Origin of the sequence: Hymenobacter algoricola, from assembly GCF_039539525.1 — a bacterium.
GTDB classification, from domain to species: Bacteria; Bacteroidota; Bacteroidia; order Cytophagales; family Hymenobacteraceae; genus Hymenobacter; species Hymenobacter algoricola.
This window is the reverse complement of the sequence record NZ_BAABDH010000036.1, coordinates 72,877-97,674: the sequence shown is the minus strand read 5'-3', so window position 1 is coordinate 97,674 and position 24,798 is coordinate 72,877. Positions and strand designations below refer to the sequence as shown.

Genomic DNA, 24,798 nt, shown 5'->3' with positions numbered 1-24,798 from the left:
AGATGGTGAGTAACACGGGAGCAGGCAGTTTTGTGCCCGGGGCGGCGGGTGCTGCGGCCGGCCCAGCTCGGTTTGGCGCCGTTCTTGCCAACCCCACCGTATACGTTCATTCACAAGCCACTCCCCTGCTCATGAAACTACTCACCACAATTCCCCTCGCCGCAGCGTTCCTACTGCTGTTCGGCCTGGCTTCTCCGGCTCAGGCGCAGGTAAATGTTAACATCAACCCGCCGTCGTGGGGTCCGGCCCTGGCGCCCAACACCCAGTACTATTACATTCCCGAAGTCGATGGCTACTACGACGTGCGCGACCGGGTGTACGTGGTGGAGCGCAAAGGCCGCTGGACCCGCCTGGCCAATGCCGGCTACAACCCGAACACCTTCCACCCCGTGGTGGTCGACTACGTAGGCGCCCAGCCCTGGGTCCGCATTGAGGAATACCGGACCAAATACAAAGGCCACCCGCACGGCATGCCTCCCGGCCAGGCCAAAAAATACTACGGCAACCAGTCGAATGGCAAGGGCTACGGCAATGGCAAAGACAAGGGCAATGGTAACGGCAAAGACAAGGACAATGGTAACGGCAAAGACAAAGGCAAGCACTAGGCTGCCCGCCGGCTCTTCCCTACAGAGGCCGCTTCTTCGGAAGCGGCCTTTTTTGTGCCTGAATGTGCGCCGGCTCCCGTAACATTGTCCACCGGCCGCCGCCTGGCCGCACTGCGCCCTTATGAACCTGACTCCGTCCCGCCAGTCGTCCCTGCTCGTGTTTCTGCTGGCCCTGGCGCTGCTCTGGGGCAACGCCTACCTGCTGCTGGCCAATCATCCCGGCTCCTACACCGTGGACGAGCAAAGCTACCTGCGCATGGCCGGCGCCGACTTTCAGGTGCCCGTCACCCACCGCTACCGGGTGCTGGTGCCCCTGGCGGCCGGAATGCTGGCCCGGGGGCTGCAGGGCATTTCCTTTTCCGCCCGGCCGCCCCTGGGCAGCAGCTTCTTTCTCGTCAATGGCCTGCTGCTGGCGCTGGCGGGCTTGTACCTGTTCCGCCTGGCCCGGGCCCACGGCGCCGCCGCCGGCCCGGCCCTGCTCGGCATGGCCGCCGTGCTGACCAGCGGCGCAGCCACCTACGTCACGGGCCTGGTGCTCGTCGATAGCGCCGTAGTGCTGGCCGTGGTGCTACTGTACTACGCGCTGCACCTCCGGTCGGGGCCACTGCTGCTGGCCCTGACGCTGCTGGGACCGGTGCTGAAGGAGTCGTTCGTGCTGTTTTGGCCGCTGGTGCTGCTCTACGGCGGCTTCGTGCCGTGGTGGCAGCGGCTGCTGGCGCTGCTGGGCGCGGCGGGACTAGTGCTGGGCCTGCACGCAGTGATTGATGCGCTGGTGCCCCCGCCCGGCGTCGGCAGCCTTGATAACGCCCTGGAGCACGGCCGCAACGTTGTCAGCAACCTGCGCTGGCTGCTTACGCCGCGGGGGCTGTTTATCTGCAGCGGGGTGTACGGGCTGTTCAATCTGGTGCTGCTGGCCGGCTTCTGGGGCGGCCGCCGGGGCTGGGGGCAGTGGCTGCCGCAGCTGCCGCTTGGGCCGGCCGGGCTGACGCTGGCCGTGGTGCTGGCCCATATGCTGCTCTCGGGCGAAATGAGCCGGATGCTGCTGCTGGCCGCGCCGGTAGTGGCGACGGCCGTAGCGCTGATTATAGACCGGCACCCACTGTTTGCCCCGCTGCGCCGGCTGCTGACGGCCGACGAAAAGCAGGCCTGAAACCTGATCGGGCGGGCCGGACGCTACGTAGTAGGGTAGAGTTTTACCATTACCGCCCCGCGTCATGACTACGCCCAAGCCTGAGTACCATCCCATCAGCTGCACGTTTTACGACGAGCTGGAAGCCCGCGCCACCACCGGCCAGGAATGCACCCTCACCTACCGCCCCGAGCCCGACACCCCGCCCAGCACCACCCGCGGCATTATCACCGACCTGTTCATCCAGGACAAAGTAGAGTTTCTGCGCCTGCAGGACGGCTTCGAAATTCGGCTCGATACGCTGGTAGCCGTCGACGACAAGGAGCTGCGCGACTACTGCTGAACTCCGCCAGATCCAACAAGCAAAAGGCGGCCTCTCAACAGAGGCCGCCTTTTCCGCGCAAAAACCAGTCGGTTTCGCAGCTTAAAACTCCGCGCTTTTCGGGAAGCGGGGGAAGGGAATTACGTCGCGAATGTTGGCCATACCCGTCACGAACAGCAGCAGCCGCTCGAAGCCCAGGCCGAAGCCAGCGTGGGGCGCGGTGCCGTACTTGCGCAGCTCCAGGTACCACCACAGCTCGTGCTCGGCCACGTTCATGGCCGCCATCCGGGCCTGCAGCTTCTCCAGGTTTTCCTCGCGCTGGGAGCCGCCGATGATTTCGCCGATGCCGGGAAACAGCACGTCCATGGCCCGCACGGTTTTGCCGTCGTCGTTGAGCTTCATGTAGAACGCCTTGATATCCTTGGGGTAGTCGGTCAGGATAACGGGCTTCTTGAAGTGCTTTTCTACCAGGTACCGCTCATGCTCGCTCTGCAGGTCGGTGCCCCAGTCGACGGGGAATTCAAACTTCTGCTTGGCCGTTTTCAGGATTTCGACGGCCTCGGTGTAGGTCAGGCGCTGAAACTCGTTGTCGACCACGAACTGCAGGCGGCTCAGCAGCTCCTTGTCGTACTGCTCGGTGAGGAAGCTCAGGTCGTCGGCGCAATGCTCCAGGGCGTACTTCACCAGGCTGCGGAGGAAGTCCTCGGCCAGGTCCATGTTGTCCTGCAAATCGTTGAAGGCCACTTCGGGCTCCACCATCCAGAACTCGGCCAGGTGGCGGGCGGTGTTGGAGTTCTCGGCCCGGAACGTGGGTCCGAACGTGTACACTTTGCCCAGGGCCATGGCGGCCACCTCGGCCTCCAGCTGCCCCGACACGGTCAGGTTGGTCTGCTTGCCGAAGAAATCCTGCTTGTAGTCGACGCCCGACTTGTCTTCCGTCAGCGGGGGGTTCTGGTCCGAAAGCGTGGTCACGCGGAACATCTGGCCCGCGCCTTCGGCGTCGGAGCCCGTGACGATGGGCGTGTGGACGTAGTAGAAGCCGTGGTCGTTGAAGTACTGGTGAATGGCGAAGGCCATGGCGTGGCGGATGCGCAGCACGGCCCCGAACGTATTGGTACGGGGGCGCAGGTGGGCAATTTCGCGCAGGAACTCCAGCGAGTGGCCCTTCTTCTGCAGCGGGTAGGCTTCGGTGTCGGCCTTGCCGTACACGGTGATTTCCGTCGCCTGAATTTCCACGCTCTGGCCCTTGCCCTGGGAGGCCACCAGCTTGCCGCGTACCATCACGGCGGCGCCGTTTTCCACGCCGTCGGCCCTGAGCTGCTCCTCGGGAAACTTCTCCGCGTCGGCTACCACCTGAATGGAGTGGAAGCCGGAGCCGTCGTTGACGGCAATGAACTGCACGTATTTATTGCCACGGCGGGTGCGGACCCAGCCTTTCACTACTACTTCGCGCTCCAGCTCCTGACTACGGAGCAGGTCCTGCACGCTCGACCTTCTGACAGACATCGGACTCGGATTTCGGGGTTAAAACTCAGAGAAACAAAGGTAGAGGTTTTGGCTAGCGCTGAAATCAGTTTTAGCCGAACCGCGCCGAATGTTTTGTTTTTGGCTCCCAATAGCCGAAGTCAGCTCCCAATGCCCGTATTTAGCCTTAACTTTTTCGACCCAACTCAAGTACAGAAAGGTCTATCTTTGAAGTAGCACCTCTTCCTTTCCACTGCGGGGCTACACGCCTTTACGAGTATGCAACGACTTGACATGAAGCAGCTTCTCTCGCAGAAGTTGTCTCCCCAACAGATCCAATTCATCAAGCTGCTGCAAATTCCCACCGCAGAGCTGGAAACGCGCATCAAAGAAGAGCTGGAAGTGAACCCGGCGCTGGAAGAAGGCGATGAAAACACCGACGACGAGCTGGAAGACCAGGAGCGCGACGACGAGTCGGACTCCGACGAGGACTTCGACGACCCCGACTCGGAGTTCGACTCCGACGACAGCACCCTGGATGAGGACTTCGACGAGGGCGGCGAGGAGCAGCCCGAAGTGGAGATTCCCGCCAAGGACGAGCCCGCCGAAAGTACCAAGGACAACGAGGAGCTCGACCTGGGCGACTACCTCAACGACGACGAAATAGCGGGCTACAAGATGCAGGGCGACGGCCCTGGCGAGCCCGAAGACGACCGGGAAATGCCCCTGGCCGACACCGGCGGCTCCCTGCTCGACGCGCTGATGGACCAGCTGGGCTTCGCCGACCTCGACGAGCAGCAGGAAGCCATCGGCCGCCAGCTGATCGGCTCCATCGACGGCGACGGCTACATCCGCCGCGACTTGTCGGCCATTGCCAACGACCTGGCTTTTTCGCAGAACATCGAGGCGACTACCGAGGATATTGAGGCTGTGCTGCACGTGGTGCAGAGCTTCGACCCGGCCGGCATCGGCGCGCGCGACCTGCAGGAATGCCTGCTGCTGCAGCTGGAGCGCCGCCCCCAGGACGAGGCCACCGACCACGCCGAGCGGATTCTGAACGAGACGTTCGACGAGTTTACCAAGAAGCACTACCAGCGCATTCAGCAGAAGCTGGACCTGGAAGACGACGAGCTCAAGGAAGCCATTGCCCTGATTCTGAAGCTCAACCCCAAGCCCGGCGGCACCGGTCCGGTGGGCTTGGGCAAGGTGCAGTACATCATTCCCGACTTCATCCTGACCTCCGACAACGGCGTGTTCAACCTGACGCTGAACTCGCGCAATGCCCCGGACCTGCGGGTGGCCCCGGCCTACACCGAGATGTTCCAAGCCTACGACAAGGCCGCCAAGAAGGACAAGAAGATGAAGGAGGCCGTGACGTTCGTGAAGCAGAAGCTCGACTCGGCCCGCTGGTTTATCGACGCCATCAAGCAGCGCCAGCAAACCCTGCTGCGCACCATGGACTCCATCGTACGCTACCAGCACGAGTTTTTCCTGGAAGGCGACGAGAGCAAGCTGCGGCCCATGATTCTGAAGGACATTGCCACCGAAATCAGCATGGACATCAGCACCGTGAGCCGGGTGGCCAACTCCAAGTCGGTGCAGACGGAGTTCGGCATCTACCCGCTCAAGTACTTTTTCTCCGAGGGCATTGCCACCGACTCGGGCGAGGATGCCAGCTCCCGGGAAGTGAAACACATTCTGAAGGAAATCATCGAGGGCGAAAGCAAGGGCCGCCCCCTCAGCGACGACAAGCTGGAGAAAATGCTCAACGCCCGCGGCTACAACATTGCCCGCCGCACGGTGGCCAAGTACCGCGAGCAGCTCAACATTCCGGTAGCCCGCCTGCGCAAGGAGCTGTGATAAACGGTTGGTCCGCGCGCTACCGGCAAGTACCAGAGCCCAAAAAGCCCACCGGAGACATTTCCGGTGGGCTTTTTGGGCTCTGGCACTTGCCCTCAGGCAGTCACCCTGCAAAAAGGCTCTTAGCGGTGAATGACGCGGCGGCTGGCTTGCTGGCCGGCACCGCGCACGGTGAGAACGTACGGGCCCGCGGCCAGGGCGGCCGGCACCGGCAGGATCAGCGTGCGGTTGTCAGTGCGCATCGTGCGGCTGTACACGGCGCGGCCCTGCATCGTGGTGAGCGTGGCGGTGATGTCGCCGGCCAGCGGCTCCCGCAGCAGCACGGTCAGCTCCGGCCCGAACGGGTTCGGGTAAACGCTGGTCAGCAGCGGCACGGCGGCAGCCTGCACCTGCACCGTAACCAGGGGCGAGTAGCTGTTGCTGCCATCTTGGTCGACCTGCCGTAAGCGGTAGTAGAACATTCCTCGCGTAACTGTGCCGTCGGTGTAGCTGTAGCTGCGGGCAGCGGTGCTATTGCCCGCCGCCCCGATGCGGGCCAGTGGCTGGAAGCTCTGCCCCACGGCGGCCCGCTCCACCTCGAAGCGCGCGGAATTCGTTTCGGAAGCGGTCTGCCAGCGCAGGGCCACACCCTGCTCAGCCAGGCGGCCGGTGAAGCTGGTGAGCTCTACGGGCAGGGGCTGATTTTTCAGAATATCCGACGTGAACAGCCCGCGGCCGTGGGTGGCCGCCACCAGCTGCTGGTCGGAGGGGCGGATGCGCAGCATATCTACCCGCACGTTGGCCATGCCAGTGCTGGCCGGGCTCCACGCCGGGCTGGCTGCCGACAGGTCTTCGGTGCTCCACACCCCCAGCTCGGTAGCCAGCATCGCGCGCTTGTTGCTGGTAGGGTCAAACAAGGCCCAGCGCACGGGCATATCGGGTAGGTTGCCCTGGCGGCTGGTCCAGGTGGCGGCGGCTACGGTGGCCGTGCCCGTGTTGGTACCCTCGCTGGTTTCGAGCACCTTGGAGTTGGTAGCGCTGTAGTTGGAGAGCGTGACGAGCAGGTGCGCGTCATTCCCGGTTTCCACCGCCACGCTCGATATCGACATGCCGGCCGGGGCGGTGTAAAGCAGCGTCACGATGGGCGTAGCCGCAGCCGCGTTATCCACCCGGTACAGGTGGCCGGGGCCGCGCGAGGCCGGCGGTAGGGAGAAATCCGGCTCAGTGCCCACGAAAAGCCGGTCCTGATTGTTGGGCGACACGGTGACGTGGCTGACCATGCCCGCGCCGGTAGCCAGCAGCACGTTGGTAGCCGTAGCGGCCGTGGTGGCATTGGGCATGCGAAAATAGCGGTCTACCGTCCAGCCGCCGTAGAGCACGTTGCTGCGGCTGTCGTAGTCAGTCGGGTTGATGAACTGCCCGGCAGTGCCGCTCAGGTTGATGTTGGTGTAGGAGCCGGGCGCTCCGCCGGTACTGGAGCGGCGGTACTGGGCATATATGTAGGACGTAAACTGAAACTGCGGCTCATTCTGGTCGATGAAGCAGAACGCGCCGTCGCCGCCGGTGGCCTGGGCCGTAACCTGGCCGCTGCCGGAGGTATAGCGCTGGGTGCCGTTGTCCTGGGAGCCGGCCAGGAAGTAGCTCACGTCGCTGGGATGCACGGCCACGGCGTAAAACTGGGTCACGTTCAGACCGTTGTTGCGCTGACCATAGGTTGGGGCCGTTACGTTGGCATTGGCCGAGTAGGCAATGCCGCCGTCGCTGCCGAAGTACGCTTTGGCGGCCGTGCCGGTAGTTTGCGGTATCCAGGCCACCACGTGGTGGTCGGCGTGCACGTAGTTAGTATTCGTAACTGCCGTGCTCCAGATCGAGGTCTGCGTCCAGGTATTATTGGCACTGCCATTGCCCTTCACGGCATCGGCATTGATAGTCAGCCACAGGTCCAGGCCGCCCACGTAAAACAGACTAGGGTCGGTGGGAGATACGCCAATGGCCAGCGAATACCAGCCCTGGCCATTAGTGAAGTCGCCAGTGGGCTTGTTGATGATGGCCCAGGTAGCGCCCCCGTCCTTGGTCATGTAGATGTCCAGGGCTACATCCGTACTGGAAGTAAAAATGGCATACACGCGGTTGGCATCCGACGGGGCGCAGGCCAGCTCGATGCGGTGGTAGCCAATGCTCTGGGCCGGCAAGCCGGTACCGGCGGTGGTGTTGAGGTTGGTGAAGGAGTCGCCGTTGTTAGTGGAGCGGTAGATACCGCCGGTCTGGAACACCCCGCCGCCCACGAAGATGGTGCCGTTGCTGCTGATTTTCACGTCGGCCATGCGCAGTGCCCCGCCGCCGCTGTCAGTAGTTTGCAGCACGGCGGCCCAGGTAACGCCTTTATCCTTACTGCGAAACACGCCGGTGCGGGTGGTAGCAAACACGTAGCCGGTACCCGGCTGCACGGCTATGCGGGTCACGTAGTAAAAGTTGGAGTTGTTGGTAGCGGCCAGCTGGTTCCAGGTGGCCCCGTGGTCAGTTGATTTCCAGATACCCAGCCCCCGGATGGCATCCGCGTTGTAAAACCCTTCGCCGGTCCCGAAGTACATGATATCCGTATTCGTCGGGTCGTAGGCCAACGACGTAATGGCCATGTTGGCGAAGAACCCGTTGACAATCGTCCAGGTGGGCGTGGCGTTGGTGGCGTTGGTGCTTTTCCAGAGGCCACCCGCTACTGAGCCCGTCCAGATGGTATTACCAGAGGCATCGGCCGGGTCGATAAGGATGGAGCGCACGCGTCCGGCCACGTTGGAAGGGCCTCTCTCCGTCCAGGTAGCCGAGGATAGCACCGTGGCCGAAGGCCGCTGCTGGGCCTGCAGGGCCAGCAGCTCATCGGCCCGCTCCTGGGCCACCAGCAGCCGCTCGTTGGGTACGGTGCCCGTCGCGGGGTCGCGCGTACGCCGCATTTCCTGCAGCAGCGCCAGATCCGGCCGGTCAGGCCGGTCCTCATCGTTTTCTTCCCACTGGGCCAGCGCCGCTATGCTACCACCAGTGCGCCAGGACGAATAGCACACGGCTACCAAAATCAACAAGCCGGTGGTAGCAGACAGCAGCCACTGCCTCCGGTTCAACAAAGAGAAAAAGTTACGCATACGCCAGAAAAATGAATGGTCAGTCCTGGCAAAAATATACCAACCATTGATTGCATCCTATTTTACCTGGCTGTATTTTAGATTTTTATGTCAAAAACAAACCTAAATACCCCTAATTGAACATTGCTTACGTTCTTTAAATCATTTAACCCATTAATTAAATACAATAACAAATAGTATTTCACTTGCCCCCGCACACTTGTTTAAGTTCAATAATCTCCTTGTTCATTCACTCTTCACAAGCCGGTGGCTGTCTCTTGCTTTTCCCTGCGCTACAGTGAGTGTGTAGAGGCCGGGAGCTAGTTCCGCTGGCAGCCGTAGCGCCATCTGGCGGGCACCAGCAGCTACTTCCGTCCGATAAGCCACGCGGCCGGCCGGGTCCGTGACGGTGACAGTAGTTCCGGCGGCGGCGGGCTGACCCAGCGTCAGCGTCAGTTCACGGCGGAAGGGATTGGGATATACGCGGCTCAGCAGAAGCGGAGGCCCGGTAGGCCACGCCACGGCAATGATGGGCGAATACGCGGCGGTGCCGTCTTCGTCGAGCTGGCGCAGGCGGTAGTAGCTGCGGCCGGCCGGGGCCGCGCCATCGGTGTAGGCGTAGCGGTGGGGCGTAGTGCTGGTACCGGCCGCTGCCACACTGGCCAGCCGCCGGAAAGTGCGGCCGTCCGGGGCCCGCTCTACCTCGAAGGCGCGGGAGTTCCGCTCACTGGCCGTTTCCCAGCGCAGGGTCACCCCCTGGTCGGTGGTCCGGCCCGTAAAGCTGGTCAGCTCCACGGGCAGCGGCACAACGGCAAATATGTCGGAGGTGAACAGGCCGCGGCCGTGGGTGGCCGCCACCACCGTTTTATCGGCTTTGCGCAGGCGCAGCATGTCCACCCGCACGTTGGCCAGGTTGGTGTTAGAAGGCACCCAGACAATGGAAGCCGCCGTCAGGTCTTCGGTGGTCCATACGCCCAGCTCGGTGGCCAGCATGGCGCGCTTGCCAGCAGTGGGGTCAAACAGCACCCAGCGCACGGGCATATCCGGCAGGTTGCCTTCAGCCGACGCCCAGGCACCGCCCGCGTTGCTGGTCTGCTGCACGCTGACGGCGCCGTAGTTGGCAATGGTGGCCAGAATGTGCTGATCGGGCTCCGGGGTGGCGCTGCTCTTTTCCACGGCAATGCCGGAAATGGACACGGCACTGCCGTAATTGAAAAGGGTAGTGAACGTGGGCGTTGTAGCCGCGCTGTCGATCCGGATTACCCGGCCCGCGTTGGTGCCCACGTACACGCGGTTAGTCACGTTGGGGGATATGGCAACGTGCGTGACAACGCCCGAACCGACGGGCAGCGCGATGGTGGTCAGCACGCGGGTACCGGTAGCATTGCGGGCCCGGCGCAGTTGGGCCGGAACAGCCGTGGTGCTGTAATTATAATAGAGCGTGTTCTTGCGGCTGTCGTACTCCAGCGGATTGATGAAGGAGCCATTGTCGCTTTCCTCAATTATTCCCGGAAAAAAATCGTCGCCTTTGGTGGTCGAGCGGTACACATTGCTGAAGACGTAAGTAGCAAACTGAATATCGGGGTTTTCTTCGTCGATGGCGCAGAAGGCTCCGTCGCCACCATTCACGTCTCGGGTCACGGAGCCGGTGCTGGCCCGGAACTGCTGGGTGCCGTTGTCTTGAGCACCAGCCAGGAAATAGCCGTAATCGGTGGGGTGCACGGCCACGGCGTAGAACTGGGTGATGTTGAAGCTGGTGTTGATGGGGGTCACCGCCGGGATAGTGGCGGTAGCGGTAGTGGTTCTGGCAATGCCGCCGTCATTGGCGAAATAGGCGTGGGTGCCCGAGCCCGGTACAAAGGCAACAGCGTGCTGATCGGCGTGGACGTTCTGAAAGCCGAAGCCCCCGTACCAGTGGGTTACCTGCTGCCAGACGACGCTGGCCGGGGTAGCCGCGCCGCCGTTGCTGGTTTTGAAAATATCGATGCCGCCCACAAATACCGTGTTGGGGTCGGTGGGCGAAACGGCCAGAGCCAGATCATACCAGGCCTGGGAGCGGGTGAAATCGGCGTCGGAAATATTCGGATCGGCGTCATTGGGCTTGGGCAGCACCTGCCAGGTGGTGCCGCCGTCGGAGCTGCGGTAGATGTTGAGCAGCGTGTTGGTGGTGGAGCAAAACATGGCGTACAGCCGGCTGGGGTCGCTGGGGGCAATAGCCAGTTCTACGCGGTGATGGGTAGCAATGTCGGGCAGTCCCGAGCCGGCTGCCGAATTCAGGATGGTATAGGTGCCGGCATCCCCGGAAGCTGAGTACAGGATGCCGCCGCCGGTCTGAAAAACACCCAGCGAAGCATACACGGCGCCCGTGGTCGGGTGCACGTCCACGTCAGAAAACCGGCCGTACCCGGCACTGTTGTTATACAGCACCCCGACCCAGGTGGCGCCCCCGTCCTTGCTGCGGCGCAGGCCGGTTCGGGTGGCCGCGTAAACCCAGCCATTCTTGTCTACGACGATCTTCTGGACGTAATGAAAATCCGAGTTGTTGGTGCTAGCCAGCTGCGCCCACGTCACGCCGTGGTCCGCTGATTTCCAGATGCCCAGTCCCCGGATAGCATCGGCATTGCCAAAACCCTCGCCGGTGCCGAAGTACATGATATCAGCGTTGGCGGGGTCGTAGGTTATGGTGCTGATGGCCAGGTTGCTGAACAGGTCATTTATCTTCGACCAAGTGGGCGTAGCCGACGCCGCATTTACCGATTTCCATAGGCCGCCACCGACCGAGCCGGCCCACACCTTGTTGCCGGTAGCGTCCGCCGGGTCAGGCAGAAGGGCCCGCACGCGGCCCGCAATGTTGCTGGGGCCTTTTTCCGTCCAGTTGGCCGCGCCCAGGCCACTGACGGCAGCCCGCTGGCTGGCCCGGTCGGCCAGCATCTGCGCTACCTGTTCCCGGGCTACGAGCAGCCGCTCGCGGGGCACGGTTCCCGTGGCCGGGTCGCGGGTGAGAGCCACTTCCTGAGCCTCGGCCAGGTCGGGGCGGTCGGGGTGCTTGGCCCCTTCCGCTTGCCCCCGCTCCCGGTGGTTTTGGCCGGCCGCCGGCCGGGACGACTGCTCCAGCCAGGAGTGGCCAGGTGTGCTGTTTCCCCCGCAGCCCGACAGGTTGCCCAGCAGAAACAGGGCTATTCCCCAACGCACGAGGCGGATCGATTGTAGAAGAGTTTTCATGGGCGGGCAGATGCGAAGCAGCCAGGACGGCTGCCCCATGCGGAAAGGGGCTCTGTAAAATGCCCCGGTGGGAAATGCCCAAGATACTTTCAATCAATATATATAACAATATAAATATTAAAAAAATGAAAAAAGCGCCACAACCCGGAGGTCGTGGCGCTTTTTTTAGCTTAAGCAGCCTGCGTCTAGCGGTGCAGAACCCGACGAACGGCAGTCTCATTGCCAGCGCGAACCGTGAGCAGGTATACTCCGGCGGCCAGTCCACCTGGGGCGGGCACCGAAATCTGCTTGCCGGCTACGCGGCGGACCGTGTTCATCACTTTCCGGCCCTGCATGTCCACGAGCGTGAAGGTTACCTCACCCGCCATTGGCTTCTGGAACGTCACGTTCAGCTCCTGGCCGAAGGGGTTCGGATACACGCCGTCCAGCAGCTTGTCGCTGATGGCAATGCCCGACTTGGCAGCAGTAGGCGTGAATACGTCGGAGGTAAACAGGCCCCGGCCGTGGGTAGCGGCGGCAATCTGCTTGTCCGATTTGCGCATGCGCAGCATATCTACCCGCACGTTGGCCATGCCCAGGCTGGCCGGAAACCAGGTGGTGACGGGTGCCGTGAGGTTGTCGGTAGCCCAGATGCCCATCTCCGTAGCCAGCAAAGCGCGCTGGTTGTTTTCGGGGTCGAACATCGCCCAGCGAACCGGCATGTCGGGCAGGTTACCCTCTACGCTACGCCAGGTAGTGCCGCCGTTGGTGGTTTCCCACACGCTTACCGCGCCGTAGTTGGAATACGTTACCAGCAGGTGGTTGTCGTTGCCGTCCTCTACCGCCACGCAGGATACCGAGCCGGCACCGAGGCGGATATCCGTCATGGTCGGCGTCGGGTCAGTGGGGTTTTCGATCCGGATAACCCGGCCGGTGTTGGTTCCCACGAACACCCGCCCGTCGCGGTTGGGCGACACGGCCACGTGGGTCACGACGCCGGCGCCGGCGGTCAGGGTAATGCTGTTGACAGCCGAAGCCGTGGTGGCATCAGGCCAGCGCATCAGCTGCCCCGAGCCGTAGCCGGCATACATGGTGTTGGTGCGGCTGTCGTAGTCAGTCGGGTTGATGAACGAGCCCAGCGTACTGCTGAAGTTGAAACTGCTGAATGAAACGCCGCCGTTGATAGACCGCCGGTACTGCGCATAGATGTAAGACGAGAACTGGTACTGCGGCTGGTCTTCGTCGATGAAGCAGAACGCCCCGTCGCCACCCGTTACGGTGGTAGTGGTGTTGATGCCGGCCGTGGTATACTTCTGCGTGCCGTTGTCCTGCGCCCCGGCCAGGAAGTAATTGACGTTGGTCGGGTGTACGGCTACTGCATAGTACTGCGTCACGTTCAGGCCGTTGTTGCGCTGGCTGAAGATGGGCGCCACACCAGCGCTAACGGCATTCGAGGACACGAAAACGCCGCCGTCGTTGCCAAAATAGGCTAGGTTACCGTCCTGCGAAGCGAAGGCAATAACGTGGTGGTCGGCGTGTACAAAGTTAGGTGAGCCCGGAACCGCGCTCCAGACCGATACTTTCTGCCACACCACCGGGTCGGTATTGGCAGCCAGCGTGCGGAAGATGTCCAGGCCCGCCACGTAGAGCTGATCCGGATTGGTCGGCGCTACGGCCGCGGCCAGATCATACCAGGCCTGGGAGCTGGCCAAAGCCGAGGCGACCCCACCGGGCAGGCCCATCGACGTCCAGTTGGCGCCTCCGTCGTTGGAGCGGTACAGCCCAAGGACCTGGGAGTTGGTGCCCTCGTAAATAGCATAGACGCGGTTGGCGTCGCTGGGCGCGCAGGCCAGCTCGATGCGGCGGTAGCCGGTGGCAGGCAGGCCGGGGCCCGTGAGCTTGGTCCAGTCGCCGGCGTTGCCGGTGGTCGAACGGTAAATGCCGTCTTGGGTAAACAAGCCGATAGCGGTATAGAGGGCATTGTCGGCTCCGATTTCAAAGTCGGCAACCCGGCTGTCGATGGCGCCGTTGCCGGCACCCAGCACGTTTGTCCAGCTGGTACCGCCGTTGGTGCTACGCTGCAGGCCCAAACGGGTACCCACGTACACGTCGCCCGTCACCGGATGCACTTGCAGCTTGGTAACGTAGTTGAACGTAGTTCCGGTAGCCGTGCTGGGGAGCTGCGTCCAGGTGACGCCGTGGTCGGTGGACTTCCAAACGCCCAGGCCCCGCACCGCATCCGCATTAAAGAAGCCTTCGCCGGTACCGAAGTACATGACGTTAGGGTTGCGTGGGTCGAAAGAAATAGCCGTGACGGCCAGCGTAGCGAAGAAATTATCTACGGTCGTCCAGGTAGGCGAGGTAGCCGTGGCATTGGTTGTTTTCCACAAGCCCCCGCCGGCGGCACCCGCCCACAGCGTGTTGCCGGTAGCATCGGTGGGGTCGACTACCATAGCCCGGATACGTCCGGCTACGTTGTTCGGGCCCCGCTCCGTCCAGGACGTTTGGCCCAGGCTGCCGACCGGCAGGCGGGCGCCCCGCTCATTCAGCAGCCGCTGGGTGTAGGCATGCGCCGCTATCAGCCGCTCGCGCGGCACGGTGCCCGTGGCCAAGTCCATCGTAAGAGCTACTTCGCGCTCCATCGCCAGATCCGGACGGTCAGGACGATCCTCTTTGTCCTTTTCCTCGGCGCGCTCCAGGGTGTTGGGCAGTTTGGCCGTGGGTTCTCCCTTTTGCCATAAATAAGCACCACTACCTACAGTGGCAGCGCCACCCAGCAACAGCAGGGCACCCCACTGTCGAAATCGAGAAGAAGTTTTCACTAAGCAGTCGGAATTAGGTGAGGAATTTCAGGTCAAACACACCAAGCCAGCAAAAAGGTTGGCTGAATCGGTGATGAAATATACGCCTTCTGCCACTTTATCCTTTACTTTACTCAACCCACCCAAGGACAGCCTTTCATTGAACAAGCTGATTAGCAATATATTATCCGGATTTTTTCATCCCCTATTGCTGCCTTTTTACTTGTTCTACATCGTGTGCTATCAGGTGCCGGAGCTTATCGTACGCCCCTCATTACCTGACCGATGGGTGGTCCTGGCAGTAGTCTTCGTCTTCACTTTTCTGCTGCCCACCCTCGGTACGGGAGTCCTCTACTGGTTTGGCCAGCTTGATTCCCTGCTGCTGCGCGAACGGGCCCAACGGCCGCTGCCGCTGCTGCTGGCGGCGTTCAGCTTCGGCATGGCGGCCACCGTGCTGACCCAGCGCAGCATTTTCGATGTGCTGCTGGGACAGATGATGGTTGGGATGGTGCTGACCGTATTCCTCACCTTCCTGATTTCGCTGAGCTGGAAAATCAGTGCCCACGGCGTGGGCGTAGGCGGGGCCGGCACCCTGCTGCTGCTGTTGTACCTGAACACGCCGCACAGCCCGGTGCTGCTGTGGTGGCTGCTGGGCGCCGTAGTGGTGGCTGGCGCCGTGCTGAGTGCGCGCCTGGTGCTGGCGGCCCACACCCCGGCCCAGGTATGGGCGGGCCTGGCGCTGGGAGCCGGGGTGGTGCTGGGCATCGGCATCGGGGTTAGCAGCACCTAGCGCCGCGCTGCGCCGGCTCAGCTGTGGTTCTGGACTATTTCCGCTTTGAGCTGCTGCTGCACCTCGGGCCGGTCATAGTCGGCTTCGGCCTGAATATGGGGCATCAGGCGGCGCATGATCTGCTCCTGCCGCTGCCCGTTCTGCCAGGCCTGGGCGTAGGGTATGTGCGAAAAAGTAACCTGGGAATACAGGGACAACCACTGCCCGGGGTACTGCGCCGATATCTTGCTTTCAATCTTCTTCTGCAGCAAAAACCGCGGGTCGGCGACCCGGTCGCGCATTTCCTCAAAGTTATAGAGGGCCAGCTCGGCCATGGCATCGGCATCGGGCTTGCGCTGGCGCTGAAATTCCCCGAAGATGGCGGGCCAGTCGGCGCCGTGTTCCTCCAGCAGCTCATTGAGCACGCTGCAGTCCTCAAAACCGGCATTCATGCCCTGCCCGTAAAAAGGCACAATGGCGTGGGAGGCGTCGCCGAGCAGCAGCACGTCGTCGTCGAAAGCCCAGGGAAAGCAGCGCACCGTAACCAGGGAGCCGGTTGGGTTCTGGAAAAACTCTGCCTGCAGCTCGGGCATCAGGGGCACCACATCGGGAAACACGGCTTCGAAAAAGGCCTGCACCTGCGCCGGCGTCTGCAGGGCGGCAAAGGAATGCTCGCCCTCGTAGGGAAAAAACAGGGTGCAGTTAAACGAGCCGTCCAGATTGGGCAGCGCAATCATCAGGTACTGGCCGCGGGGCCAGATGTGAAGGGCATTTTTCTCGAGCAGCCACGCCCCATCCGGACCCGGCTCGATGTTCAGTTCTTTGTAGCCGTACTCCAGGTAGCTCTGGGAATAGTCGAACCGGTCGGTGCGCTGCATTGCAGCCCGCACGGCGGAGAACGCGCCATCGGTGCCAAAGAGCCGCCGAAATGACTGGGTTTGCCGCGTGCCGGTCTGGGCATCGCGCAGATCCAGGGTGCGCGCGCGCAAATCGACGCCCAGGCACTGCTGATTGAAGCGCAGCTGAATGCGCGGGTCCTGCTCGGCCAGGTCCAGCAACGTGCGGTTCAGGATGGCCCGCGACACGGAATAAATGGCCTGGTTGTCCTGCCCGTAGGGCTGATAGCTCAGGTTGCCGTGCTGGTCGTGCATCACCCGGCGGTACATCGGAATGGCCACGCGCCGGATTTCTTCGCCGACGCCCACGCCCTCAAGAGCCCGCCAGCCCCGGTCCGACAGGGCCAGGTTGATGGATCGGCCTTCGACCAGACCCTGCTTGCGCAAATCGGCGCGGCGCTCGAACACGCTTACCTCGTGGCCGCGCTGGGCCAGGTACAACGACAGCAGGGAGCCGACCAGCCCGGCCCCCATAACAGTGAGAGGCTCAGGTGCGGAATCGGCGGTAGCGGGAGTGGTAGACATGCGGAAAAATCGGGCGGGAGAGAACGAGGAAATACGGGTAGCGAAAGTAAGCCTTTCCCCGCGGTTGGTTGAACGGCTAAATCCGCACCCTGGATGAGAAGCAGCCCGGGGTTGGGCGTAAATCCGAACTCACCCGCCAGTACGTAGTCTATATCTGAATTATTAAATGAAATAGCTTGCCCAGTTCCCCCACAATAAAGAGTGACCGTCCTTATTGTTCTAAGCGCAAAAAATTCATGACCAACTGCCCGGCCCCAAAACCGGAACCCCGCCGCTTTCCTTCTTCACCCGGTGCCAGCTTTTCCCGCCTCTCCCCCGCCCTGAATCAGCCCACTACCTTCGCCGCCCTGCCGCTCCCCAAAGTCTACCCGTCTCCGGTGCAGCCGGCCAGTCCCCGAAAAACGCAATCTAACCGGCTGCAGATCGGGCACTACCAGGTCGGTGAAGATAGCTACTCCAACCTGTTTGGTCCCCCGGATGTGCGCTAGTAAGCGGCGGCTGGCGTGGGCAGCGTAGCTGCTGCCGCAACCGAAATGTCGGCACGTGAAAGCAGGCAGCGCATATTGTTCAACATTTTACCCATTATTTTATATTTTATATTTTTTTGATAATCAATTCGTTGCCGGGTTGTTTAGTGCGCATGCCTACGTTATTTTTGCAGGAATTTCGCTGTTCAAAAAACTTCCGCCTCCCTATTGCATGCTTCTATGAAGAAAAGCTACCGCTTGCTATTGCTCGTTCTGAGCCTGCTGCTGAGCAGCCCGGCTGTCTGGGCGCAGAGCGCCATTGCCATTACCGGCGTAGTGCAAACCGAAGCCGGCGACCCGCTGCCGGGCGCCACCGTTTTCATCAAAGGCACCTTTATCGGTAGCAGCACCGACCGGGACGGCAAGTTTGTCCTGAATGCCGACTTCACGGAGCCGCCGGTTGTTATTTCGGTGTCGTTTATCGGCTTCGAAACCCGGGAAATCGGTATTTCCAAAGCCCAGCAGGATGTGCGCGTGGTGCTGCCGATCAGCACCAACCTTACCAACACGGTGGTCGTCTCGGCCTCGCGGGTAGCGGAAAACATTTCGCAGGTACCCGTCACCATTGAGAAGGTAAACACCCGGCAGGTGGAAAGCCTGACTACGCCCGACCTGCTGGCCGGCCTGGCCCGCTTCAAGGCCGTGGACGTGAACAGCTCGAGCCTGCTGACGTCCAGCATCAGCACCCGTGGCTTCAACAGCTCCCGGGCGGAGCGCGTGATTCAGATGGCCGACTACATGGATACCCAGCTGCCCAGCCTGAGCAGCAACTTTGGTAACCTGCTCGGCATTCCGGACCTCGACGTGGAAAGCATCGAAATCGTGCACGGACCGGCTTCGGCGCTGTACGGGGCCAACGCCTTCAACGGCGTGGTCTTGTTCAACTCCAAAGACCCCTTTGTGAGTGAAGGCCTCAGCATCCGCCTGCGGGGCGGCAACCGCGACCTGCTCGACGGGCAGCTGCGCTACGCCAAAAAGCTCACCGACCGGCTGGCCATCAAGCTCACCGGCGGCGCCCTGACGGCCAAAGACTGGATTGCCGACAACCAGGACCCGACGTCCCTTCTCATTGAGCCCAACAACCACGCGGCCAGCTCCAACCTGGGCTACGACGCCGTGAACCGCTACGGCGACGCCAGCTTTGCCTTCACCATTCCGGCCAACCCGGCTTTCCCAACGGTACCGGCTACCACGCAGACGGCGTTTTTGCCGGGCTACGCGGAGAAAGAGCTGATTGCGGGCGACCAGAAAGCCCACATCTACAAGATCAATCCGTCGGTGTCGTACCTGCTGACCGACAACGTGAAGGCGACGGTCGACTACAAGTACGTGAACGGGACGACCATTTTCCAGAGTGCCAGCCGCTACCGCTTCGACAACAGCGGCAGCCATCAGGGCCGGGTGGAAGTAAAGGGGACGAACTGGTTTGTGCGCGGCTACACCACCCGCGACTACTCGGGCAAGCGCGACCCCAGCACCGACGGCTCCTACAACCTGGGGTTTCTGGGCGGTTTTCTGCAAACGACCCCGGTTCCCGGCGAAACGATTAATCCGCGGACCGGCAAGACGTACACGTACGGAGAGCGGTATTTCCGGGAGTACGCCACTACCTTCGGGCAGCAGTACTACGGCTCGGGCGGCAACGTAGAGGCTGCCGCCGCCGCGGCCCGCACCAAAGCCCTGGCCACGGCCCCGCAGCTGCAGCCCGGCACCCAGCCCTTCAACGACGCCCGCAACCGGATCATCCACGACGGCACGCCCGGGCAGGGGGCCCGCGTGATTCTGCGCTCCATCCTGAACGATGGCAGCGCCCAGTACAACTTTAAGCTCAGCTTCATCGACCTGATTGTGGGCGGCGCCTACCGCCAGTACCAGCTGGGCTCCGATGGCTCGCTGTTCTCGGATACCAAGGACGGGGACCGGCTGCAGAACCACGAGTTTGGCGGCTACGCCCAGGTCACCAAAGCCCTGCTGGCCGAGCGCCTGAAGCTGTCGGTAGCGGGCCGGGTAGATGAGTTCAAGAACTTCGAGCCCGCCTTCTCGCCCCGCGCCTCGGTGGTGTATTCGGCCGGCAGCGACAACCAGCAGAACTTCCGGGCCAGCTTCAACCGGGCCTTCCGCGCCCCTACCCAGACCGACCAGTACATCCGCCTCGACGTGGGCCGGGCCATTCTGCTGGGCAACATCGGCAACGGCTTTGATGGCTACACCCTGACCGGCATGCAGTTTCGGGCCGACAACCTGCGCCTGGAGCAGGTAAATACCTTCGAAGTGGGCTACCGCGCCCAGATTGCCAGCAAGGTTTCGGTGGACGTGGACTATTTCCGCAGCACCTACGACGACTTCATCGGCACCCAGACCTTTATCGGCAACATCGACGGCACGCGACCCGCTTCGCCGGTTCCGTCGGCCACTAACCCGGCCCGCGTGATTCAGATTTCGGCCAACGTGGCGCAGAAGGTGAAAACCCAGGGCGCCTCGGTGGGGCTGAGCTACACGGTGGGCACTCCGCTTATCCTGTCGGCCAACTACAGCTTCAACGACCTGGACTCCAAGGACCTGCCCGCCAACTTCCAGACGTTTTTCAACACGCCCCGCCATAAGTACAACTTCGGCCTGACGGGTCTGGCCCTCAGCCGTAAGCTGGGCTACACGGTCAACTACCGCTGGACCGACTCGTTCCTCTACGAGTCGACGTTTGCTACCGGCCGCGTGGCCTCCTACCACACCGTGGATGCGCAGGCAGGCTACAACCTCACTGCTCTTCACACCACGCTGCAGGCCGGGGTTTCGAACCTGTTCGACGCCGGCAACGTGCAAACCTACGGCAGCGCGGGCATCGGCCGCCTGGGCTACATCGGCTTGCTGTTCGAATTGAAGTAGGCTTCCCTCTCATCCAAAAAAGGCCCGGTGCAGTCTGCACCGGGCCTTTTTGCATTTCACTGCCCGCGGCCGGACACGAGGCGAAAGGTCAGATTGAGGCGGGGGCCGGTGGGCACGGCCGTCTTGGGCACCGCGTGCAGCCAGTGCTGCTGGGTGGGGCCGCGCATCACCAGCAGACTGCCCGAGGCCAGCTCCAGCGTTACCGCGGCGGGCGGCACCGGCGGCGGGTGGCGGGGCCTGAGCCGAAACCGGCGCGGCGCCCCCAGGCTGACGGAGGCAATGACGGGGGCCGGCCCCAGCTCGGGCTCGTTGTCGGCGTGCCAGCCCATGCTGTCCTGACCGGAGCGGTAAAGATTGAGCAGCACGCTGTTGAACCGGCTGCCAGTAGCGGCCTGCACCTGCGCGCGCAGGTGCAGCAGAGCCGGCGTCCAGGGCTGGGGCGTGAGGGCGAGGCCGGAATAGGCGTAGCGGGCGTCCGGGTCGCCATGCCAGGCCGTGAGCCGGGGCTGCAGCACCTCCTTGCCAAACAGCCGGATGGGTTCCTGCCGCCAGGGAATGGTGGCCGTCAGCTCCGCCAGCAGCGCCGCGGCGGCGGCGGGCGGCAGAAACGCGGGGTCCAGCAGCACTTCGGCCTGGGGCAGGGGCAGCAGCGTGAGGGGCATAGGCAGGGGGCGGCTACGGCTTCATCCGACTCAGCGGAGCGGCGCTACTTGGGCAATCCGGCCACGTGGGAAAGGCCCCACATGTAGATGCCAAAAAGCGCCATGCAGACCAGCAGCGCCGAAAACCACGGCCGGTTGACGTAGGGTCGGGCGCCCACGTAGCGGGGCCAGAAAAACTGCAGGTACATCAGCACCGCCACCACGTTGATAGCGATGCCCGCCAGCTGGGTGCGAATGGGGCCAACGTTGGCGCCCATGAACCAGTGCATGCTGTATACTAACGCGCCCAGCAAGCCCAGCATGAACAGGATAACGTACAGTCCTTTGCGGGCCTGCTTCAACCGAAACATATTAATGATCAGCAAGATGCCGCCCGCCAGAAACGAGAAGAACATCGAGAACATGGCAATGGTAACGGGCGAGTACAGCGCCGGGCCGCTGGGCACGAGCTCCACTTCCTGCTCCCGCTCGGCCAGGCGGCGCACCTCCGTTTCGCGGGCCGCCTGGGCCAGCACGACGGCTTCCAGCTCGGGACGGACCTGGGCCTCGGCGGGGTGGGGCTGGCCGCGGCGGGTCAGCTCGTCGAGGGCAGCCAGCACGGCGTCGTCGCGGTACTGGGCGCGGCCGGTGACGTATTGGTGGAGCTCGGCGTCGGTTTTGCGGGCCATTTTGTCCGCGTATTCTTCAGCCATGGTTCAGAGACGATAAATGAAACAACGCAAAAGCGTCTTTGGCTTCTACGTACTACCAACAATTAAAAAGGTATAATTATTCGGCCTGCGCCGCCCATTTTTCAATGGCTGCCCCGGCCCGCTGCACGTCTCGGAAGGAGTTATACAGCGGCACCGGCGCCAGCCGGATGACGTTGGGCTCGCGCCAGTCGGCAATGATGCCCTGGCCGGCCAGGTAGTCGAACAGGGCGCGGCCATTGCGGTGCACCAGCACCGACAGCTGGGCGCCGCGGGCGGCGGGGTCTGCGGGCGTGATGATTTCCAGAGTGGTAGCAGGCAGCTGCAGACGGCGCAGCAGAAACTCCAGGTAGGCAGTAAGCTGCTCGCTTTTGCGGCGCAGGGCGGCCATGCCACCGGCCTCTTCCACTACCGCCAGAGCCGCGCGGTGAATGGCCATCGGGAAAATCTGGGCGTTGGAAAGCTGCCAGCCCGCGGCGCCGGCCATGGGGCGAAAGCCTTTCTTCATCTGAAACCGGTCGGCGGGGTCGTGGCCCCACCAGCCGGCCAGCCGGGGCAGGTCGGGGCGGTTGGCAAACCGCTCGTGCACGTAGATGCCCGAGGTGCCGCCGGGACCGGAGTTGAGGTATTTGTAGGTGCACCAGCAGGCAAAGTCCACGTCCCAGTCGTGCAGGTGCAGCGCCAGGTTGCCGGCGGCGTGGGCCAGATCGAAGCCCACGAGGGCGCCCACGGCATGGCCGGCTTTGGTGATGGCCGCCATATCGAAAGCCTGCCCGGTGTAGTAGTTGACGCCGCCAATGATGACCGTGGCCAGCGAGTCGCCCAGCTCCGCGATTCTGGCTTCAATATCCGCCGTGCGCAGGGTATACTCGCCGGGCCGGGGCAGCAGCTCCACAATGGCCTCCTCGGGAGCCAGGCCATGCAGGCGCACCTGACTTTCCAGCGCGTACTGGTCCGAGGGAAAGGCGCCGCCTTCCATCAGCACCTTGTAGCGCGTGAGCGTGGGCCGGTAAAACGAAATCAGCAGCAGGTGCAGGTTAGTGGTCAGGTTGTTCATCACCACCACTTCCACGGGCCTGGCCCCGACCAGCCGGGCGGAGGCCTTGGTCAGAAACTCGTGGTAGTGCATCCAGGGCGAGGTGCCGTGAAAATGACCTTCCACGCCCCGCTCCTCCCAGGCCGCAAATTCCCGTTCCACGGCTGCCCGGGCCGTTTTGGGCTGCAGGCCCAGCGAGTTGCCGCACAGATAGCTGCTGGGCTGCCCGTCGGGACCAGGCGGCAGGTGAAACTGGTCGCGGAAGCTCCGCAACGGGTCCTGGGCATCGAGGCTGGCGGCGAAGTCGGGGGTGGGCTGGTAGGCAGTCATCGGGGCAAAGATAGCCGGATGCCGGCGGCCGGCAACGCGGCCTCTCACCCAGGGCCGGATCGGGCCGCGTCAGCTTAGTTGAGCCAGACGATGTTCAGAAACAGGCTGTGGTAATACACCAGCACCACTAGGTTCAGAATGTAGAGCAAAGCACTGGCTTCGGGGTACCAGATATTGAGGCGTTTGCCGCTCAGCGCGTGCAGCACCACGTAGCCCAGCAGCAGCAGGAAGTACCAGACTGCCTGCCCGGGCGTGAAGCTGTTGAACCCGAAAGGAATGCCCAGCGCCAGCGCAATACCCAAGCCGATGATAACGACAGCAACCAGCAGCCGTACCGCCACCGGACGCGACAACTGCCAGAACTGCCACAGCAGCACCCCAAAGCAGGGCGTAGCCAGAATGTAGCGGGCGATGCCGACCAGGTCGCCACCCTGGTAAAAGACGATGAAAAAACCCGCTCCCACGCAGTAGCCCAAAGAAAACACCACGGCTTTGGAAGGCGGAGCATCCTGCTCGCCCGCCGGGCGCAGCCAGCCAGCCAGCCACCGCAGGCCCAGCAGAAAGCACAGCCCCGTGGCCAGCACGGCCAGCAGCAAGCCGAAGGCATCCTGCCAGAGCACGTTGATGCCGGCCGTGCTGACCAGCGGCAGAGCGGGCAGGCGCAGCCAGTGGGCCCACACCACGTGCACGTTGTAGAAAGCCAGCGGGTCGCCGTGGGTCTGGTACTGAATCAGCATCACCGTGCCCAGGGCCAGGCCCATAGCCAGCAGGCCCAGCCCTACGTTGCGCAGCATGCGGGGCGTCGCGGCGGCCGTCGTCCACCAGAGCAGCTCGGCAAACAGGTAGGCGGGCACAAACAGCGTGGACGCCGAGCGGGTCAGGCAGCAGCCCAGCAGCCCCACCACGGTGAGGAGCAGCTTGTGGCGGTGCAGGCCGCTGAGCAGCAGGGCCCCAAACAAGAAAAACATTCCCTCGGCGTACGGCACCAGCACGAACATCATCATCGGGGTCGACAGGATGAGCAGCAGCTGGCGGCCGGTCAGCCGGAAGTGGTGGGCCAGGCTAGCAGCCCCGGCGTACGTGCACAGCACGTTGAAGATGGTTATCTGCACCGGGCTGAAGCCGGTGAACCGCCAGACATAGGCAAACAGCGGGAAGTAAGCGTTGACGTAGGAGTCAACCTTGCCGTAGCCGTTGAGAGCCAGCCGGTTGAAGATACCGGCGTCCCAGCGCATCAGGTTGTCGTTGCCCGGAGCGTAGCTGATGACGCCAAAGGCGTAGAAGGCGGAATACAACGCCACCAGCACCAGCGTATGCAGAGCCAGGGTCTTCACGACGGGGTGCCGGGCCAAGGACATCAGGACGCCGAAGCGGCCGGCGGGCCAGGAGGGGGTAGCTCCTGGAAGTGGGGAGGAAACGTTTTCCATACCTATCAGAACAGCGTTTCGAGCATTAAATCATCCATGTAAATCGTGTTGCGCTTCTCCCCAATCTGCCACAGGTACACTTTCACCACGTCGGTCGGCGCCATGGTTTCGGGCAGGGTAAACGTGTCGTAAACCTGTTCCCACTGGTTGTAGCGCTTCACCACCTGCTCGATGGGCAGCAGACGGTAGTAGATTGTGGCGTTGTCACGCTTGGCTTCCACGACCAGGGCGGCCGTGGCCCGGCCGTGGGGCATTATCACCCAGGCGCTTACCCGCAGGCGGGTGGGGTGACCGAGCAGCTCCCAGCTGCGGGTGATGCCGGGGCCGTAAACGTTCTGAGGCGTGATTTTGCAGGCCCAATTACCCGAGTGGACCTTTTCGTTGGTGATCCAGACGTTATCGGGGTGGTTTTCGTAATCCTCCAGGACCGCTACTTCCTTTTTTTCGGCCACCTGGCAGCCGCCAGTTCCAACCAACACAAACAAAAAAACTAGCCAGACCTTGCTTAGACTGGTACGCGGGTTGGTCATACATCCATTTTAAAGGCAATATAATCCTTTCCAGGCAGCATCACTGCGCT

General features: G+C 62.5%; 16 protein-coding genes. 6 read left to right on the top strand and 10 right to left on the bottom strand.

What is annotated here, in order from left to right:
• The first annotated feature begins 131 nt into the window (after window positions 1–131).
• From ABD842_RS09900 to ABD842_RS09890, 3 genes are all read left to right on the top strand, one after another.
• Window positions 132–605, top strand: a complete 474-nt coding sequence (locus ABD842_RS09900; protein WP_345113036.1) for a hypothetical protein — start codon at window positions 132–134, stop codon at window positions 603–605.
• Between the two features lie 121 nt (window positions 606–726).
• Window positions 727–1,755, top strand: a complete 1,029-nt coding sequence (locus ABD842_RS09895; protein WP_345113034.1) for a hypothetical protein — start codon at window positions 727–729, stop codon at window positions 1,753–1,755.
• A 64-nt stretch (window positions 1,756–1,819) separates the two neighbouring features.
• Complete coding sequence (locus ABD842_RS09890; protein ID WP_345113032.1) at window positions 1,820–2,077, top strand: hypothetical protein; 258 nt, start codon at window positions 1,820–1,822, stop codon at window positions 2,075–2,077.
• Window positions 2,078–2,158: 81 nt separating this feature from the next.
• On the opposite strand, the gene asnS is transcribed toward ABD842_RS09890, so the two are convergent.
• Window positions 2,159–3,562: an asparagine--tRNA ligase gene (gene asnS, locus ABD842_RS09885; RefSeq protein ID WP_345113030.1), complete on the bottom strand. Its 1,404-nt coding sequence runs from the start codon at window positions 3,560–3,562 to the stop codon at window positions 2,159–2,161.
• A 237-nt stretch (window positions 3,563–3,799) separates the two neighbouring features.
• Here asnS and rpoN point away from each other — a divergent pair, with 237 nt between their 5' ends.
• Entirely contained in the window at window positions 3,800–5,380 is a 1,581-nt protein-coding gene (gene rpoN / locus ABD842_RS09880; RefSeq protein WP_345113028.1) for an RNA polymerase factor sigma-54, read from the top strand.
• Window positions 5,381–5,502: 122 nt separating this feature from the next.
• Here rpoN and ABD842_RS09875 read toward each other — a convergent pair whose 3' ends face one another.
• The 3 genes from ABD842_RS09875 to ABD842_RS09865 all read right to left on the bottom strand — a co-directional run bounded on the left by ABD842_RS09875 (window position 5,503) and on the right by ABD842_RS09865 (window position 14,495).
• Window positions 5,503–8,493, bottom strand: coding sequence for a T9SS type A sorting domain-containing protein (locus tag ABD842_RS09875; RefSeq protein ID WP_345113026.1), 2,991 nt, complete (start codon window positions 8,491–8,493; stop codon window positions 5,503–5,505).
• A gap of 225 nt (window positions 8,494–8,718) precedes the next feature.
• Window positions 8,719–11,694, bottom strand: coding sequence for a T9SS type A sorting domain-containing protein (locus tag ABD842_RS09870; RefSeq protein WP_345113023.1), 2,976 nt, complete (start codon window positions 11,692–11,694; stop codon window positions 8,719–8,721).
• Window positions 11,695–11,879: 185 nt separating this feature from the next.
• The gene (locus tag ABD842_RS09865; RefSeq protein WP_345113021.1) at window positions 11,880–14,495 is read right to left on the bottom strand and encodes a T9SS type A sorting domain-containing protein; all 2,616 of its coding nucleotides are present in this window, start codon (window positions 14,493–14,495) and stop codon (window positions 11,880–11,882) included.
• A gap of 187 nt (window positions 14,496–14,682) precedes the next feature.
• Between ABD842_RS09865 and ABD842_RS09860 the strand changes: the two genes are divergently transcribed.
• Window positions 14,683–15,264, top strand: a complete 582-nt coding sequence (locus ABD842_RS09860; protein WP_345113019.1) for a hypothetical protein — start codon at window positions 14,683–14,685, stop codon at window positions 15,262–15,264.
• A 17-nt stretch (window positions 15,265–15,281) separates the two neighbouring features.
• Here the strand turns inward: ABD842_RS09860 and ABD842_RS09855 are convergent, their stop codons facing one another.
• The gene (locus tag ABD842_RS09855) at window positions 15,282–16,664 is read right to left on the bottom strand and encodes an FAD-dependent oxidoreductase (RefSeq protein WP_345113017.1); all 1,383 of its coding nucleotides are present in this window, start codon (window positions 16,662–16,664) and stop codon (window positions 15,282–15,284) included.
• A gap of 707 nt (window positions 16,665–17,371) precedes the next feature.
• Between ABD842_RS09855 and ABD842_RS09850 the strand changes: the two genes are divergently transcribed.
• On the top strand, window positions 17,372–20,074 hold the full coding sequence (locus tag ABD842_RS09850; protein ID WP_345113016.1) for a TonB-dependent receptor: 2,703 nt from the start codon (window positions 17,372–17,374) through the stop codon (window positions 20,072–20,074).
• A 56-nt stretch (window positions 20,075–20,130) separates the two neighbouring features.
• Here the strand turns inward: ABD842_RS09850 and ABD842_RS09845 are convergent, their stop codons facing one another.
• The 5 genes from ABD842_RS09845 to ABD842_RS09825 all read right to left on the bottom strand — a co-directional run bounded on the left by ABD842_RS09845 (window position 20,131) and on the right by ABD842_RS09825 (window position 24,697).
• The gene (locus ABD842_RS09845; protein WP_345113014.1) at window positions 20,131–20,736 is read right to left on the bottom strand and encodes an alpha-ketoglutarate-dependent dioxygenase AlkB family protein; all 606 of its coding nucleotides are present in this window, start codon (window positions 20,734–20,736) and stop codon (window positions 20,131–20,133) included.
• Between the two features lie 44 nt (window positions 20,737–20,780).
• Window positions 20,781–21,428 carry a hypothetical protein gene (locus ABD842_RS09840; protein ID WP_345113012.1) on the bottom strand — a complete coding sequence of 216 codons (648 nt, stop codon included), beginning with the start codon at window positions 21,426–21,428 and terminating at the stop codon, window positions 20,781–20,783.
• A 76-nt stretch (window positions 21,429–21,504) separates the two neighbouring features.
• Window positions 21,505–22,791: a kynureninase gene (gene kynU / locus ABD842_RS09835; protein ID WP_345113011.1), complete on the bottom strand. Its 1,287-nt coding sequence runs from the start codon at window positions 22,789–22,791 to the stop codon at window positions 21,505–21,507.
• Between the two features lie 74 nt (window positions 22,792–22,865).
• Window positions 22,866–24,218, bottom strand: a complete 1,353-nt coding sequence (locus ABD842_RS09830; RefSeq protein WP_345113009.1) for a hypothetical protein — start codon at window positions 24,216–24,218, stop codon at window positions 22,866–22,868.
• A gap of 5 nt (window positions 24,219–24,223) precedes the next feature.
• A complete protein-coding gene (locus tag ABD842_RS09825) occupies window positions 24,224–24,697 on the bottom strand; it encodes a hypothetical protein (protein ID WP_345113007.1) in 474 nt (157 codons plus the stop codon).
• Between the last annotated feature and the right edge of the window lie 101 nt (window positions 24,698–24,798).

Excerpts from the sequence above, each read along its gene's own strand:
- rpoN (WP_345113028.1), top strand. The coding sequence starts at position 3,800 with ATGCAACGACTTGACATGAAGCAGCTTCTCTCGCAGAAGTTGTCTCCC.
- ABD842_RS09840 (WP_345113012.1), bottom strand. The coding sequence starts at position 21,428 with ATGGCTGAAGAATACGCGGACAAAATGGCCCGCAAAACCGACGCCGAG.
- kynU (WP_345113011.1), bottom strand. The coding sequence starts at position 22,791 with ATGACTGCCTACCAGCCCACCCCCGACTTCGCCGCCAGCCTCGATGCC.
- ABD842_RS09875 (WP_345113026.1), bottom strand. The coding sequence starts at position 8,493 with ATGCGTAACTTTTTCTCTTTGTTGAACCGGAGGCAGTGGCTGCTGTCT.
- ABD842_RS09895 (WP_345113034.1), top strand. The coding sequence starts at position 727 with ATGAACCTGACTCCGTCCCGCCAGTCGTCCCTGCTCGTGTTTCTGCTG.
- ABD842_RS09830 (WP_345113009.1), bottom strand. The coding sequence starts at position 24,218 with ATGGAAAACGTTTCCTCCCCACTTCCAGGAGCTACCCCCTCCTGGCCC.
- ABD842_RS09870 (WP_345113023.1), bottom strand. The coding sequence starts at position 11,694 with ATGAAAACTCTTCTACAATCGATCCGCCTCGTGCGTTGGGGAATAGCC.
- ABD842_RS09845 (WP_345113014.1), bottom strand. The coding sequence starts at position 20,736 with ATGCCCCTCACGCTGCTGCCCCTGCCCCAGGCCGAAGTGCTGCTGGAC.
- ABD842_RS09890 (WP_345113032.1), top strand. The coding sequence starts at position 1,820 with ATGACTACGCCCAAGCCTGAGTACCATCCCATCAGCTGCACGTTTTAC.
- ABD842_RS09850 (WP_345113016.1), top strand. The coding sequence starts at position 17,372 with ATGAAGAAAAGCTACCGCTTGCTATTGCTCGTTCTGAGCCTGCTGCTG.
- ABD842_RS09855 (WP_345113017.1), bottom strand. The coding sequence starts at position 16,664 with ATGTCTACCACTCCCGCTACCGCCGATTCCGCACCTGAGCCTCTCACT.
- ABD842_RS09900 (WP_345113036.1), top strand. The coding sequence starts at position 132 with ATGAAACTACTCACCACAATTCCCCTCGCCGCAGCGTTCCTACTGCTG.
- asnS (WP_345113030.1), bottom strand. The coding sequence starts at position 3,562 with ATGTCTGTCAGAAGGTCGAGCGTGCAGGACCTGCTCCGTAGTCAGGAG.